This is a genomic window from Streptomyces sp. NPDC104202 (assembly GCF_055584185.1).
In genome coordinates, this window is record NZ_JBVJMN010000006.1 from 183201 (window position 1) to 197149 (window position 13949).

The following is a 13949-nucleotide window of genomic DNA, read 5'->3' on the forward strand; positions in this document are numbered from 1 at the left end:
TGCCTTCCTTTCGCGTACGGGCTCGTCGTGGTCCCGGGCCCGGCCGGACGCGCGCCGGTCGCGGCCCGGCCGGGGGGCGGGGGTCCGGGGCTCAGACCTGGTCGGGCTCGGTGAGGAGCGGGTAGACGCCGTTCTCGTCGTGGTCCTCGCGGCCCGTGACGGGCGGGTTGAAGACGCACAGGCAGCGGAAGTCCTGCTTGACCTTGAGGCTGTGGCGCTCGTGGCGGTCGAGGAGGTACATGGTCCCGGGCAGGATCGTGTACGTCCGGCCGGTCTCGTGGTCGGTGAGCTCGGCCTCGCCGGCTGTGCAGACCACGGCCTCGACGTGGTGGGCGTACCACATGGAGGTCTCGGTACCTGCGTACAGCACGGTCTCGTGGAGGGAGAACCCGACGCGCTCGCGGGCGAGCACGATGCGCTTGCTCTCCCAGGTCCCGGACGCGGCCTTCACGTGCCGCTCGGTGTTCTCCAGCTCGTCGAAGGAACGGACGATCATGGGTGGTGCCTTTCGGTGGAGGGGGTCAGGCGGCGAGGCGCTCGGCGGTGTGGCGCACGGCGCGGGCCAGGATGCGCAGGCCCTCGTCGAGCTCCTCGTCCGTCACGGTCAGCGGCGGCAGGAGTTTGACCACCTCGCCGCGCGGGCCGGAGGTCTCCAGGAGCAGCCCGAGTTCGAAGGCCCGGCGGCAGACCGCGTCCGCGCGCTCCCCGTCGGCGAACTCCAGGCCCCAGACCAGACCGCGGCCGCGGACCGCGGTTGCCGCGCCCCGGCCGGGACCGCAGAGGTCGAGCAGGGCGTCCCGCACCCGGCCCGCCCGGCCGCGGGTGCGCTCGCGCAGGGTGCCGTCGCGCCAGTACGCGTCCAGGGCGGCCGTGGCGGTGACGAAGGCGGGGTTGTTGCCGCGGAAGGTGCCGTTGTGCTCGCCCGGCTCCCACACGTCGAGCTCCTGCCGGAAGAGGCAGAGGGCGAGGGGGAGGCCGTAGCCGCTGATGGACTTGGAGAGCGTGACGATGTCGGGCGTGATGCCCGCCTCCTCGAACGAGAAGAAGTCGCCGGTGCGCCCGCAGCCCATCTGGACGTCGTCGACGATGAGGAGCATGTCGTGCCGGCGGCAGAGCTCGGAGAGCGCGCGCAGCCACTCGGGGCGCGCGACGTTGATGCCGCCCTCGCCCTGCACCGTCTCGACGATCACGGCCGCGGGGTGGTCGAGGCCGGAGCCGGGGTCGCGCAGGAGCCGCTCGAACCAGAGGAAGTCCGGGACCTGGCCGCCGAGGTAGTGGTCGAAGGGCATCCGGGTGGCGTGGTTCAGCGGCACGCCCGCTCCGGCGCGCTTGAGGGCGTTGCCGGTGACGGCGAGGGAGCCGAGCGACATGCCGTGGAAGGCGTTGGTGAAGGAGACGACGGTCTCGCGCCCGGTGACCTTGCGGGCGAGCTTGAGGGCGGCCTCCACGGCGTTGGTGCCGGTGGGGCCGGGGAACATCACCTTGTAGGGCAGGGCGCGGGGCTCCAGGACCACCTCGCGGAAGGTCTCCAGGAAGTCGCGTTTGGCCGTCGTCGACATGTCGAGGCCGTGGGTGATGCCGTCGGAGGCGAGGTAGTCGAGCAGGGCGCGCTTGAGCACCGGTGCGTTGTGGCCGTAGTTGAGTGAACCCGCGCCGGCGAAGAAGTCGAGGTACGACCGGCCCTGCTCGTCGTACAGCCTGCTGCCCGAGGCCCGTTCGAAGACGACCGGCCAGGCACGGCAGTAGCTGCGGACTTCCGACTCGACGGTCTCGAAGACGGAGGGGGCGATGTCGGTGAGGATCACGGGAGTGTCTTCTCCAGGGTGTCGTTCGGGCGTGGTGACAGGGGGGTCGGCTCAGGAGGCGGGCGAACCGAGCGGGCCGATGCGGTAGAGCACCTCGGACTCGTGGCCCGCCGTGGGGAACGCGGCGGCCGGGAAGAGGACCTCCTGGGTGAGGTCCGCCCCGTGCCGGCGCGCGTAGGACCGGAAGAGCCGGTCCGAGGCCAGGTTCCCCGGCGTGACGGTCGCCTCGACCCGGTCGAGTCCGTGCTCGGCGGCCACGCGGTCGGAGAGGGCGTCGAGCAGTGTCCCGGCTACCCCGGTTCCGCGGTGCGAACCCTCCACGGCGACCTGCCAGACGAAGAGGGTCCCCGGCGCGTCGGGACGCAGGTACCCGGTGACGAAGCCGACCGGTCGTCCGGAGGCGTCACGGGCGACCGCGGTCGTGTCGGCGAAGTCCCGGCACCACAGCAGATAGCTGTACGGCGAGTTGAGGTCGAGTTCCCCCGAGCCGCGCGCGATCCGCCAGAGGTCGGCCCCGTCCGTGGTGCGGGCCGGCCCGACGGTCACGCCGTCGACCGGAGTGGTCAGAGGTGCAGTGGTCATGGGCGCCGAAGTTACCGAGCGCCCGACGGAACTTCCTGGTCCGACGGGGTTGTTCGACACGACTGATCGTGATATTTGAGCCGACCCGTCCAGGGCGGGTAATTCGGCTCGTCGGCGCCCGGCGAACGCCATCAGAGGGGGACATAATGCCCGTTTGTCACGGATGGATAACGTCTCGGCTGTGTCCGAACCGGTCCCTCAAGAACGTGAGAAAATCCCGCACTTCACGTTTGAAGGCGCCGGAAGCGGTCAGGTGTACGGGTCGATCCGGTCCGCGCCCGGCGGGGCGTCGCCGGAAAGGCCCGGAGCCGGGCCCGGGCGGTGTGCCCGGGCCCGGCTCCGGCCGGTGTCGTGCGCCGACGGGGCGCGGGGTCTACCAGATCGCCTCGATCCACTCCGGGTGGTCGATGAACGGGTTCCGGTTGCCCTGGTACGTGGTGAAGATGATGTCGTTGCGGCGCTCCTCGAAGGCGCTCGGCGGGTCCTGCTCGTTCCACTGCTTCAGCACCGAGAGGCGGCCGTGGAGGGGGACGCTGCCGTTCGTGGTCGAGTCGTTGGGCTCCAGGTCGGCCCAGGCGTCGTCGCCCTCGTACCGGACGGCCATGTAGAGGATCATGCGGGCCACGTCGCCCTTGTCGGCGTCGCGCGGCTCGAAGGAGTTGCTGTCGGTGTAGCTGCCGGGGGCGCCGCTGACCGGGCTGCCGCCGTTGTCGAAGTCCTTGTTGCCGCGGGTGCTGTTGACCTGGACGTCCGCCGCGCGCAGGTGGTGGAGGTCGGTGCCGGGGCCGGCCGAGGTGCCGAAGTTGCCGTGGGACTGGGCCCAGGTGTGCTCGCGGTTCCAGTCGCCCACGGCACCGCCGTTGAGGGACTTGCTGCGGGAGGTGCCGCTGTACAGCAGGATCACGTTGGCGGTGTTGTTCGGGTCCTGGTCGGTGTTCTTGAGGGCGTTCCACACCGCGTCGTACGAGATCTTGCTCTGGCTGCTGATGATCGTGTGCAGCGAGGCCTTGAGGCTCGTGCCGGTCTTCCCGATCGCGTTCTTGTAGTACGTGCTGTCGTACGCCGTGGTCGTGGCGCTCGCGGGGGTCGCGGTGACCGTCGGGAGGGTGAGGGTGACGAGGACGGCGGATATGGCCGCGGCCCACGCCTTTCCTCGGGTGATCCGTACAGCGGACATGGGGGTGCCCTTTCCCGGAGGGTGACACGCGGAGAAGCGCGGCGGCGGCTCGACGGTGCCGCGATCTACGCGTGTTGACGGTTGGTTGCCGGGAGCGTGGCACAGCGGTGGGGGTGGTCGTGTAACCGGGAGGGGGATTTTCTGTGACGTTCTCGCATACGGCGGAACCGTTGACGGAACCTCAACTCGGTCTCGCCGCATATGTCTTGAGAGCGCTATGCGCCCCGAACGTCCACCGGCACGCCCTTCGGCTCCTTGACGCGCTTCATGATGATCTGCGAGTTCACCTCGGTGACGCCGGCGAGCGTCGTCAGGCGTTCGATCCAGAGCCGCTCGTAGGCCGCGAGGTCCGCCACCGCGATCCGCAGCAGACAGCCCGGGCTGCCGAACAGGCGGTACGCCTCGATGACGTCCGGCACGTCCTGGAGTGCCTCCTCGAACGCCTCCACGGTCTCCCGGTCCCGCTTCACCTCCACCGACACCAGCACCTCGAAGCCCCGGCCCACCGCCGCCGGGTCGATGACCGCGCGGTAGCCCTGGATCACCCCGTCCTGCTCCAGCTGGCGCACCCGGCGCAGGCAGGGGGAGGCGCTGAGGCCGACCCGCTGGGCCAGCTCCTGGTTGCTCAGCCGGCCGTCGTTCTGGAGCTCACGCAAGATATGGAGATCAATTCTGTCCATGGCGCAATTGTCTACCACGATGAAACGGTGATGCGGGCAATTTCGCAATCGCCTTGCGCGTCGCCTGTCCTATCGTTGCGGACGCAGGAGATTTCGGTACGGAGTAAGGACGGCAGCCATGAAGCGGACGAACGACGGTGGAACGCGCCGGATCGTCGTCATCAGCACCGGCGGCACGATCGCCAGCCGCTGGCAGGGCACCGGATACGCCGCCGACGCCTCGGGCGACGACGTCCTGGCCACCGCCCCGCTGCCCGAGGGCGTGACCGTCGAGGTCGTCGACCTCTTCAACGTCAACAGCTCGCGGATGACCGCCGCCCACCAGCTCGCCCTGCTGCGCACCGTCCAGGAGACCTTCGCCGACCCCGGCGTCGACGGCATCGTCGTCACCCACGGGACCGACACCCTGGAGGAGACCGCCTTCCTCCTCGACCTCCACCACGCCGATGCCCGCCCGGTCGTGCTCACCGGCGCCCAGCGCCCCTTCGGCACGGGCGACGGCGACGGCCCCGGCAACCTGTACGACGCGCTCCAGGTCGCGGCCACCGTCCGCGAGCTGGGCGTCCTCGTCGTCTTCGACGGCCGCGTCCACGCCGCGCGCGGCACCGTCAAGACCCGCACCCTCGCCGCGGACGCCTTCTCCGACCCCTCCGCGGAGCGCCTCGGCCGCGTCGGTTTCTCCCGCGTCGACATCGAGCGCCAGCCGGAGCGCCCCGCGCCCCTGCCGCTGCCCGCCGCCGCCCGTACCGCGACCCCCGGCGCCACCGGCTCCGAAGCCACCCTGCTGCCCCGGGTCGACATCGTCACCCACCACTCCGACGGCGACGCGTTCCTCTTCGAGGCCGCCGTGTCCGCCGGTGCCCGCGGCATCGTCCTGGAGGCGACCGGCGCCGGCAACGCCACCCCCGAGATCGCCGCCGCCGTGGCGCGCGCGGTCGCCGAGGGCGTCCTCGTCGCCGTGAGCACCCGCGTCCCGTCCGGGCCGCTCGCCGAGATCTACACCGGCGGCGGAGCCGTCGACCTGGTCGCCGCCGGAGCGCTCCTCACCGGCACGCTCCGGCCCGCCCAGGCCCGCATCGCCGTCCTCGCCGCGCTCCTCGCCGACGGCTCCGCCGGCGACCCCGCCCGCGCCGCCGCCCGGCTGCGCCGCCTCCTGGACGGCCCAGTCCGCGCCGAGCCCGCCCTCGCCACCGGCGGCTCCCGCTCGGCCTCGGCCGTCGCCGCCCGCGCCTGACGGACGCACCCCAGAACCCCGGCTCGCGGGCGGAGCACCCCCCACCCGCCCGCGAGCCGGATCCCACCCCCTCCCCGCGGAACTCCCCGGCGGCGGCCGGCCCCGCAGCACCCGGTCCCGTCCGCCGCCCCCGCCGCGCGCCAGGGCGCGGCCCCGGTGCGGCTTGGTGGCGCCCTGAGGCCCCCGCGACACCCTGAAGCCCCGCACCCCACGGCCGCGCCTTCCCCCGCACGGACCCCGTCCGGCCCCGACGGCCGGCGCCGTGCGCCCCGACGTGCCCAGCGCCGGCACCCCCCCCGCGACTCCCCTCGCACCTCCCTCCCGCACGCCCCGCATCCCGCAGCCCCGAGGACGGCACTCATGGTTCCCGCACCGGCCCCGCACGACGCACCCGTCCGACGCGAGCACGACCTGCTCGGCGACCGGGACGTCCCGGCCGACGCCTACTGGGGCGTCCACACCCTGCGCGCCACCGAGAACTTCGCCATCACCGGCACCCCGATCTCCGCCTACCCCCTGCTCGTCGACGCACTGGCCGCCGTCAAGGAGGCCGCCGCCCGCGCCAACGAGGAGCTGGGCCTGCTCCCCGCCGACAAGGCCGCCGCCATCGCCGGGGCGTGCCGGGAGATCCGTACGGGACACCTCCACGACCAGTTCGTCGTGGACGTCGTCCAGGGCGGCGCGGGCACCTCCACCAACATGAACGCCAACGAGGTCGTCGCCAACCGGGCCCTGGAGCTCCTCGGCCACGCCAAGGGCGACTACGCCCGCCTCCACCCCAACGAGGACGTCAACCTCGGCCAGTCCACCAACGACGTCTACCCGACGGCGATCCGCATCGCCGCGATCGGCGCGGCCCTCGAGCTCCTCAAGGCCATGGCCGTCCTCCAGGACGCCTTCGCCGCCAAGGCCCTGGAGTTCCGCGACGTCGTCAAGATGGGCCGCACCCAGCTCCAGGACGCGGTGCCGATGACGCTGGGCCAGGAGTTCTCCACGTACGCCGTGATGCTGGAGGAGGACCGCGGCCGGCTCGCCGAGGCGATCGAGCTCATCCACGAGATCAACCTCGGCGCCACCGCCATCGGCACCGGGCTCAACGCCGCCCCCGGGTACGCCGAGACCGCCCGCCGCCGGCTCGCCGACCTCACGGGCCTGCCGCTCGTCACCTCGGCCAACCTGATCGAGGCCACCCAGGACTGCGGCGCCTTCGTCCAGCTCTCCGGCGTGCTCAAGCGCATCGCGGTCAAGCTCTCGAAGACCTGCAACGACCTGCGGCTGCTCTCCTCCGGGCCGCGGGCCGGGCTCAACGAGATCAACCTGCCGCCCGTCCAGGCCGGTTCCAGCATCATGCCCGGCAAGGTCAACCCGGTGATTCCCGAGGTCGTCAACCAGGTCGCCTTCGAGGTGATCGGCAACGACATCACCATCACGATGGCCGCCGAGGCGGGGCAGCTCCAGCTGAACGCCTTCGAACCGGTCATCTTCCACGCCCTGTCCAAGAGCCTCCTCTCGCTGCGGGCCGCCTGCACGACGCTCGCGGAGCGCTGCGTCACCGGCATCACGGCCAACACCGAGGCGCTCCGCGCGGCCGTCGAGAACTCCATCGGCCTGGCCACCGCGCTCAACCCCCACCTCGGCTACACGGCGGCCACCGCCATCGCCCAGGAGGCGCTCGCCACCGGCCGCGGCGTCGTCGAACTCACCCTGGAGAAGGGGCTGCTGCCCGCGCACCGGCTCGCCGAGCTCCTCACCCCCGAGCGCCTCACCGGCGCCCCGGGGCCCGTGCTGTCCTGACCGCCCGGCCCGCCGGTGCGCCGGCGGGCCGGGCGGCGGGGGGACGCCGAGCCGCCCGGGCGTTCCGCCGGGCCGGAAACCGACGTGAAGTTACCCGTCGGTTTCTCGTGACTTCCCCGATCCGCGACAGTAGAACATGTTCCCATTCACTCGCGAGTGAGGAACGTCACATGAGTGAACACCCCATGTCCGCCAAGGGAATCGGCGGGGTAAGCCGTCGCAGATTCCTTGCGGGAACAGGTTCTCTTGTCGGCGCCGCGGCCCTGGTGGGACACGCCGCCCCGGCCCAGGCCGTCACCGGACTCACCAGCACGCCCATCCCGACCGGGGCGCACGTCCCCGCGCTCGTCGTCGGCACCGGATACGGCGGCTCCGTCGCCGCCCTCCGGCTCGCCCGCGCGGGCGTGAACGTGCACATGGTCGAGATGGGCATGGCCTGGGACACCCCGGGACCCGACGGCAAGGTCTTCGCCAACACCACCAAGCCCGACTACCGCTCCTTCTGGCTGCGGACCCGCACCAAGCAGCCGCTGAGCAACTTCCTCGGCTTCCCCCTCGACAAGGACGTCCCCCGCCACACCGGCATCCTCGACGCCGAGGACTTCGCCGGGATCACCGTCTACCAGGGCCGCGGCGTCGGCGGCGGCTCGCTCGTCAACGGCGGCATGGCGGTCACGCCCCGCCGGGAGAACTTCCCCGCCATCCTCCCCACGGTCGACGTCGCGGAGATGTACTCCACCTACTACCCGCGCGCCAACGCCGGACTCGGCGTCACCTCCGTGGACCAGGCGTGGTGGGAGAGCGCCTCCTGCTACCAGTACGCCCGCGTCGGCCGCAAGCACGCCGAGCGCTCGGGCTTCCCCTTCGTCTTCGTGCCCAACGTCTACGACTGGGAGTACATGAAGCAGGAGCTCGCGGGCAACGTGCCGAAGTCCGCCCTCGACGGCGAGGTCATCTACGGCAACAACGCGGGCAAGAAGAACCTCCAGAAGACCTACCTCGCGCAGGCGGCGGCCACCGGCCGCGTCACCGTCTCCGCGCTCCACAAGGTCACCTCCGTCACCCCGGCGGCCCAGGGCGGCTACACGGTCGTCATCGACCAGATCGACACCACCGGGGCCACCCTGGCGACCAAGACCGTCACCGCCGACAAGGTGTTCTTCGCCGCCGGCAGCGTCGGCACCAGCAAGCTCCTCACCCGCCTCAAGGCCACCGGAGCCCTGCCCGCGCTCAACGGCGAGATCGGCAAGGGCTGGGGCGACAACGGCAACGTCATGTGCGGGCGGGCCAACCACATGTGGGACGCCACGGGCAAGCTCCAGTCGGCCATGCCCACCGCCGGCATCGACAACTGGGACGCCGGCGGCGCCTTCGCGGAGGTCGCCCCGCTGCCGACCGGCATCGAGACGTACGCCTCCTTCTACCTCTCGATCACCAAGACCCCGCACCGTGCCGAGTTCACCTGGAACCCGGCCACCGGGAAGGTCGACCTCAGCTGGGACCGGGCCTGGAAGCAGACCTCCATCGACGCGGCGAAGACCATCTTCGACAAGATCAACGCCAAGGAGGGCACGATCTACCGCACCGACCTCTTCGGCGTGTACAAGATCTGGGGCGACCATCTGACCTACCACCCGCTCGGCGGCGCCGTGCTGGGCAAGGCCACCGACAACCACGGTCGTCTCCACGGCTACCAGGGCCTCTACGTCATCGACGGCGCCCTGATCCCCGGCAACGCGAGCGTCAACCCGTTCGTCACCATCACCGCGCTCGCCGAGCGCAACATCGAACGGATCGTCGCCGAGGACTTCTGACGGGCGACACGAGGGGGCCGGCCGGATCCACCGGCCGGCCCCCTCCGCGCGTCACGCCCTCAGTGCGTCGGCAGCACGCACACCGCGTCGAGCCCCAGCACCCGGTTGAGCCGCCCGAACGCCAGCCAGGACCCGAGGCTCATGGTGAGCTCCACGATCTCCGCCTGACTGTAGCGGGCCGTCATCCGCTCCCAGAACGCGTCGTCCAGGCCGTGGTGGTCCAGGGCGTACCGCTCGGCGTACTCGGCCGCCAGCCGCGTCCGCTCGTCGAAGGTCTCCGAGACCTCCGTCTCCCGCCACGCCGCGACGAGCCCGTCGAACCCCTCCTCGACCTTCTCCCCGTCCCGGTCGGTGCGCCAGTCCAGACAGAAGCCGCAGCCGTTGATCTGCGCGATCCGCAGCCGCGCCGCCTCGAACTCGCGCAGCCCCAGGGTCGTGTGGGCGTACACCGACAGCGAGAAGTTCGCCGCCGCCGTCCCGATCTCCGGAACCATGTCGCCCCACACGTACCCGATCGGCTCCTGCCCCTCGGGAATGTCGATGATCACCGTGGTCTCCTTCCCAGCTTGCCGACCGCCGGACGCAGCGGCACGTCCAGCGCGTCGTACAGTCCCGGTTCGGCCGCCGCCAGCCACTCGATCGCCCCGACCAGCCGGCCCACCGCCGTGGCGTTGCCGCCCGCGGACCGGTTCTCGCCCTCGTCGGTCGCCGCCACCGTCACCTCGATCCGGGGGCTCCCCTCGACGATCACCCGGTGCGCGCCCGCGCCGTCCGGCGGCACCGGCCAGTCGGGCGCGCACGAGGGGTGGATCCGGGTGACGTGCTCGATCACGATGCGGGGCTCACCGCCGACGATCCCCTGCACCTCGAAGCGGACCGCGCCCTGCGTCCCCGCGTCGAAGATCCCCATCGTCCGCGTCTTCACGGTGGACTCCAGCGGGCGCCGCTCCATCGTCTCGCGGATCTCGTCCAGTTCGGCGCCCAGCGCGCGGGCCATCATGCGCACCTGCCCGCCCCAGATCATGGTCGGGACCGACGGCCACAGCATCGGCGGCTCGTACTCCAGGGGCTTGCCCATGCCCACCAGCTCCCGGACGGACTCCTCCTGCTCGTACGTCGAGTAGTCGAAGATCTCCTGGCAGCGGATCACGTCCACGGTCGCCGCCAGACCGCTCACGAGCAGCGGCAGGACGTCGTTGCCCCAGCCGGGGTCCACGCCCGACACGAAGAGCGAGCCGCCCCCCTCGGCGACGGCCGTGAGCATCGGATCGCGGAACTCGGGCGGGGCGTTGCGCTGGTCGTACAGCGGATACAGCGCGGGCGTCACCACCACCGCGCCGGACGCGACCGCGCGCGCCACGTCCTCGATCGCCCCGTCGGGGCGGGTGTCGCCGGAGGCGGCGTACACCACCGCTCCCGGCCCGCCGTCCAGGACGGCGCCGACGTCGTCGACGGCCGCCACCCCGAGGTCGCGTCCCATGCCGGCGAGCCGGCCCGCGTCCCGTCCGACCTTCGCCGGATCCGAGACCAGCACGGCCGCGAGCTCCAGCCCTGGATGGGCGTCCACGGCGCGAATGGCCGCGCGCCCGACATTTCCGGTACCCCACACCACCGTCCGAATCATGCGCGGAGGGTAGCGCCGGGCCCCGAAGGTTCCCAGACCCGTGACGACATGATCTGACGAATCGTCAGCTCAATCCGCGGGAACCTCCGGTCAGGCCAGCCGCAGGGCGACGAACGGGATCGTGTCCCCGGGCAGCACGTACCGCTCCACCTCGGTGAAACCGCGTGCCAGGGCGAACCGCAGCCCCTCCTCGTTGGAGGCCAGCACCACCGTCTCGACGCCCGCGTCGCTCAGCGTCCGCGCGTGCGCGAGCCCCGCCTCGTACAGCGCCGTCCCGAAGCCCCGCCCCCGGTAGCCGGGCAGTGTCCGCGCGATGACGGTCGCCGCCGGGGTCTCCTCGTCCGGCGGGCGGACCGTGGAGCAGCCCACCGGGACGTCTCCCAGATAGGCGACGTCCAGCCGGTTGCGCCCCGCCCGCTCCCGGACCTCGTCCGGCGCGAGCACGGCCGTGGGAATGATCGTGTTGTGGACGGTCCGCCAGTCCGCGAGCTGTGCCTCGCTCCGCGCCCGTTCGATACGAAGATCGTTCATCGCAGCAGGAAACCGCGCTCCGCCGAAACGGTCAACCGCTTTCGGCCCCACCGGGACGGTCACCGCCGGCGGCCCCCGCCGGACGGCCGTCCCCGGCCCGCCGGCCGGTGGCGCTCACCCGTCCGTCGGCGCGGACAGGCCGCGGACCGCCCGCGCCAGCGCGTCCCGCACCCGGTCCGTGTCCGCCTCCGTCGTACGCCAGTTGCTGAACGCGGCCCGCAGCCCCGGCGTCCCGTGCAGCACCGTGGGGGTGAGGAACGCCTCCCCGGAGTCGGCGACCGCCCGTGCCAGCGCGGCGAGCCGCTCCGCCGTCGGCTCCTCGGCGAGGGTCAGACAGACGACGTTCAGCCGCACCGGAGCCAGCAGCCGCAGCCCGGGCACCTCCGCGACCCCCGCGCCCAGCCTCCGGGCCAGCGCGGCGCAGCGCGTGACGATCTCGGCGTGCCCCTCGCGTCCGTACGCGGTCAGCGAGAACCAGGCGGCCAGCGCGCGCAGCCGGCGCGAGTTCTCCGGGGTCAGATGGAGGAAGTCGGGCGTCCCCGTCGGGAGGCCGAGGTACGGCGACTCGTTGTGGAAGACCCGCACCTGGAGGTCCTGGCGGCGGGTGAACTGCACGGCGGCGTCGTAGGGGACGTTCAGCCACTTGTGCAGGTCCACGCAGATCGAGTCGGCGGCGTCGAGCCCGTCGACCAGCCCGGCGTGCCCGGGGGAGAGGGCGGCGAACGCCCCGAACGCGGCGTCCACGTGGAGCCAGAAGTCGAACCGCTCCTTCAGGGCGGCGATCGCCCGCAGGTCGTCGAAGTCGACGGTGTTCACCGTACCCGCGTTGGCCACCACGACCGCGGGCCGCCCGTCCAGCGACTCCAGCGCCTCGGCGAGCCGCGACACGTCCACGGCCTCCCGGTCCCCGCCGAGCAGCGGCACCGTCCGCAACGCGTCCCGCCCGAGGCCCAGGACGGACAGCGCCTTGGTGATGCTGGAGTGCGGGCTGCCGGACAGGACGTGGACCGGACCGAGCGCGGCCGCGCCGCCGCGCGACACCGACACCCCCAGCCGCTCGCCCAGCCACTCGCGGGCCACGGCCAGGCCCACCGTGTTGGACTGGGTGGCGCCGCTGACGAACGCGCCCGCGTGCGCCTCCGACAGCCCGAACAGCTCGCGCAGCCAGCCCACCGTCTCGCGCTCCAGGGCGTCGGACGTCGACCCGCCGCCGCTGGAGCCGTTCTGGTCGTAGGCCCCGGTGAGCCAGTCCCCGGCCAGCGCCGCCGGAGTCGCGCCCCCGGTGACGAACCCGAGGTAGCGCGGCCCCGCCGAAGCGGAGAAGCCGGGCTCCCAGCGTTCCGCGAACCGCTCCAGCGCCCCGCGCGCCCCGGCGCCGTCCGCCGGGAGGGGGCCGGGGGCCGGCGGCCGCACGGCGGCGGCGACCGGCCGGTCCCCGAGCGCGGACAGCTCACGGGCGGCGAAGTCGCGGACGGACTGCAGGAGTTCGGGGAGCCGGTCGAGGTCGGCGGCGAGCGTGGGATGCATGACATCAGCGTAGGCAGGCCGGCGGTGCCGAGGCGGGGGCCAATCCGAGGAAGGTGGCCCGGTCCGCGTCCGGGGGCGGGCCGCGCCGGACCGCGGTCGCACCCGTCGGCCGGGCCGGCCGCAGGCAGGCCGCGCGCCCCGGTCGGTCCCGTCGGCACGGCCGTACGGGTGAGGGCGCGGCCGCGGCGCGACGCCGGACCGCCGGACGGGTACGCATCGCTCCATTGCCCCCCGGCCAGGAGGATGCCGTCCCATGTCCGTCCGCAAGGGCGCCCCCACGCTGCTCGGCGCCGGCACACTGTGCGCGGCCCTGCTGCTGACCGGCTGCGCCGGTACCGCGCCGCCCGCCCCCGCACCCGTCACGAGCTCCGCGCCCGCCGCCGGCGACGCGCGCCCCGAGGCGGGGCCGCCCGGCACCGCCGCGAACACCCTCGCGTCGGCGCCCGCCCCCGCGCCGCGCATCCCCGGCATCGGGCCCGCCACCCAGTCCGCGGTGCCCGACGGGACCACGCAGGCGTTCGTCGTCACCGGCTCCGACGACGAGGACAACACCGCGATCGCGACGCTGTACGTCCGCGGCCCGGCCGGCCGCTGGACCCGGGCCGCCGGGCCGTGGCCCGCCCACAACGCGCTGCGCGGCTGGACCGCCGACCACACGGCGGGGGACCTGCGCAGCCCCGTCGGGGTGTTCCGGCTCGGCGACGCGGGAGGCCGGCTGCCCGACCCCGGCACCCGGCTCCCGTACGACGAGGACGAGGAGTTCGCCATCAGCGGCACCGGATTCGCCGGTGAGCCCCTGGAGGGCTCCTTCGACCACGTCGTCGCCATCGACTACAACCGGGTCCCCGGCCGTACCCCGCTCGACAAGGAACGCCCCCTGGGCGAGGAGAAGGGCGGCGGGGTCTGGATCCACGTCGACCACGGCGGTCCCACCCAGGCGTGCGTCGCCCTGGAACGCGAGCCCCTGCGCGAGCTGCTGCGCGCCCTCGACCCGGCCCGGGAACCCGTCGTCGTCATGGGGCCGGCCCCCGACCTCGCGCGCTGACGGAATCCCCCACACCGCCCCGTCCGTCTCCGGGACGGACCGCGGGGGGGGGGGGGGGAGGGGGGGGGGGGGGGGGGGGGGGGGGGGGAGCGCGGGGGGGGGGGGGGGGAGAGGAAAGAGGGGCACGCCGCGACGA

Annotated in this window: 13 protein-coding genes; 4 read left to right on the forward strand and 9 right to left on the reverse strand. The window is 73.0% G+C overall.

Annotated features, from left to right (window positions below):
* Positions 1–91: 91 nt before the first annotated feature.
* The 5 genes from ACZ60W_RS06715 to ACZ60W_RS06735 form a co-directional block, all read right to left on the reverse strand.
* Positions 92–496, reverse strand: coding sequence for an ectoine synthase (locus ACZ60W_RS06715; protein ID WP_469754273.1), 405 nt, complete (start codon positions 494–496; stop codon positions 92–94).
* 25 nt (positions 497–521) lie between these two features.
* Positions 522–1805: a diaminobutyrate--2-oxoglutarate transaminase gene (gene ectB / locus ACZ60W_RS06720; protein WP_469754274.1), complete on the reverse strand. Its 1284-nt coding sequence runs from the start codon at positions 1803–1805 to the stop codon at positions 522–524.
* 51 nt (positions 1806–1856) lie between these two features.
* Positions 1857–2387 carry a diaminobutyrate acetyltransferase gene (ectA, locus tag ACZ60W_RS06725; RefSeq protein ID WP_469754275.1) on the reverse strand — a complete coding sequence of 177 codons (531 nt, stop codon included), beginning with the start codon at positions 2385–2387 and terminating at the stop codon, positions 1857–1859.
* A gap of 373 nt (positions 2388–2760) precedes the next feature.
* Positions 2761–3564, reverse strand: coding sequence for an endonuclease I family protein (locus ACZ60W_RS06730; protein WP_469754276.1), 804 nt, complete (start codon positions 3562–3564; stop codon positions 2761–2763).
* A 215-nt stretch (positions 3565–3779) separates the two neighbouring features.
* Positions 3780–4244 carry an Lrp/AsnC family transcriptional regulator gene (locus ACZ60W_RS06735; protein WP_469754277.1) on the reverse strand — a complete coding sequence of 155 codons (465 nt, stop codon included), beginning with the start codon at positions 4242–4244 and terminating at the stop codon, positions 3780–3782.
* Positions 4245–4362: 118 nt separating this feature from the next.
* Between ACZ60W_RS06735 and ACZ60W_RS06740 the strand changes: the two genes are divergently transcribed.
* From ACZ60W_RS06740 to ACZ60W_RS06750, 3 genes are all read left to right on the forward strand, one after another.
* Positions 4363–5478, forward strand: coding sequence for an asparaginase (locus ACZ60W_RS06740; protein WP_469754278.1), 1116 nt, complete (start codon positions 4363–4365; stop codon positions 5476–5478).
* Between the two features lie 360 nt (positions 5479–5838).
* Complete coding sequence (aspA, locus tag ACZ60W_RS06745; RefSeq protein ID WP_469754279.1) at positions 5839–7272, forward strand: aspartate ammonia-lyase; 1434 nt, start codon at positions 5839–5841, stop codon at positions 7270–7272.
* Between the two features lie 170 nt (positions 7273–7442).
* A complete protein-coding gene (locus ACZ60W_RS06750) occupies positions 7443–9086 on the forward strand; it encodes a GMC oxidoreductase (RefSeq protein WP_469754280.1) in 1644 nt (547 codons plus the stop codon).
* A 59-nt stretch (positions 9087–9145) separates the two neighbouring features.
* On the opposite strand, the gene ACZ60W_RS06755 is transcribed toward ACZ60W_RS06750, so the two are convergent.
* From ACZ60W_RS06755 to ACZ60W_RS06770, 4 genes are all read right to left on the reverse strand, one after another.
* A complete protein-coding gene (locus ACZ60W_RS06755) occupies positions 9146–9634 on the reverse strand; it encodes a carboxymuconolactone decarboxylase family protein (RefSeq protein WP_469754281.1) in 489 nt (162 codons plus the stop codon).
* Positions 9631–10710, reverse strand: coding sequence for an NAD(P)H-dependent amine dehydrogenase family protein (locus ACZ60W_RS06760; protein WP_469754282.1), 1080 nt, complete (start codon positions 10708–10710; stop codon positions 9631–9633). The genes ACZ60W_RS06755 and ACZ60W_RS06760 overlap by 4 nt, the downstream gene beginning before the upstream one ends.
* A gap of 90 nt (positions 10711–10800) precedes the next feature.
* The gene (locus ACZ60W_RS06765) at positions 10801–11241 is read right to left on the reverse strand and encodes a GNAT family N-acetyltransferase (protein WP_469754283.1); all 441 of its coding nucleotides are present in this window, start codon (positions 11239–11241) and stop codon (positions 10801–10803) included.
* A gap of 114 nt (positions 11242–11355) precedes the next feature.
* Positions 11356–12768 (reverse strand): pyridoxal phosphate-dependent decarboxylase family protein, encoded by a 1413-nt coding sequence (locus ACZ60W_RS06770; protein WP_469754284.1) that lies wholly within the window; start codon positions 12766–12768, stop codon positions 11356–11358.
* A 253-nt stretch (positions 12769–13021) separates the two neighbouring features.
* Here ACZ60W_RS06770 and ACZ60W_RS06775 point away from each other — a divergent pair, with 253 nt between their 5' ends.
* The gene (locus ACZ60W_RS06775) at positions 13022–13813 is read left to right on the forward strand and encodes a hypothetical protein (protein WP_469754285.1); all 792 of its coding nucleotides are present in this window, start codon (positions 13022–13024) and stop codon (positions 13811–13813) included.
* Positions 13814–13949: the final 136 nt, after the last annotated feature.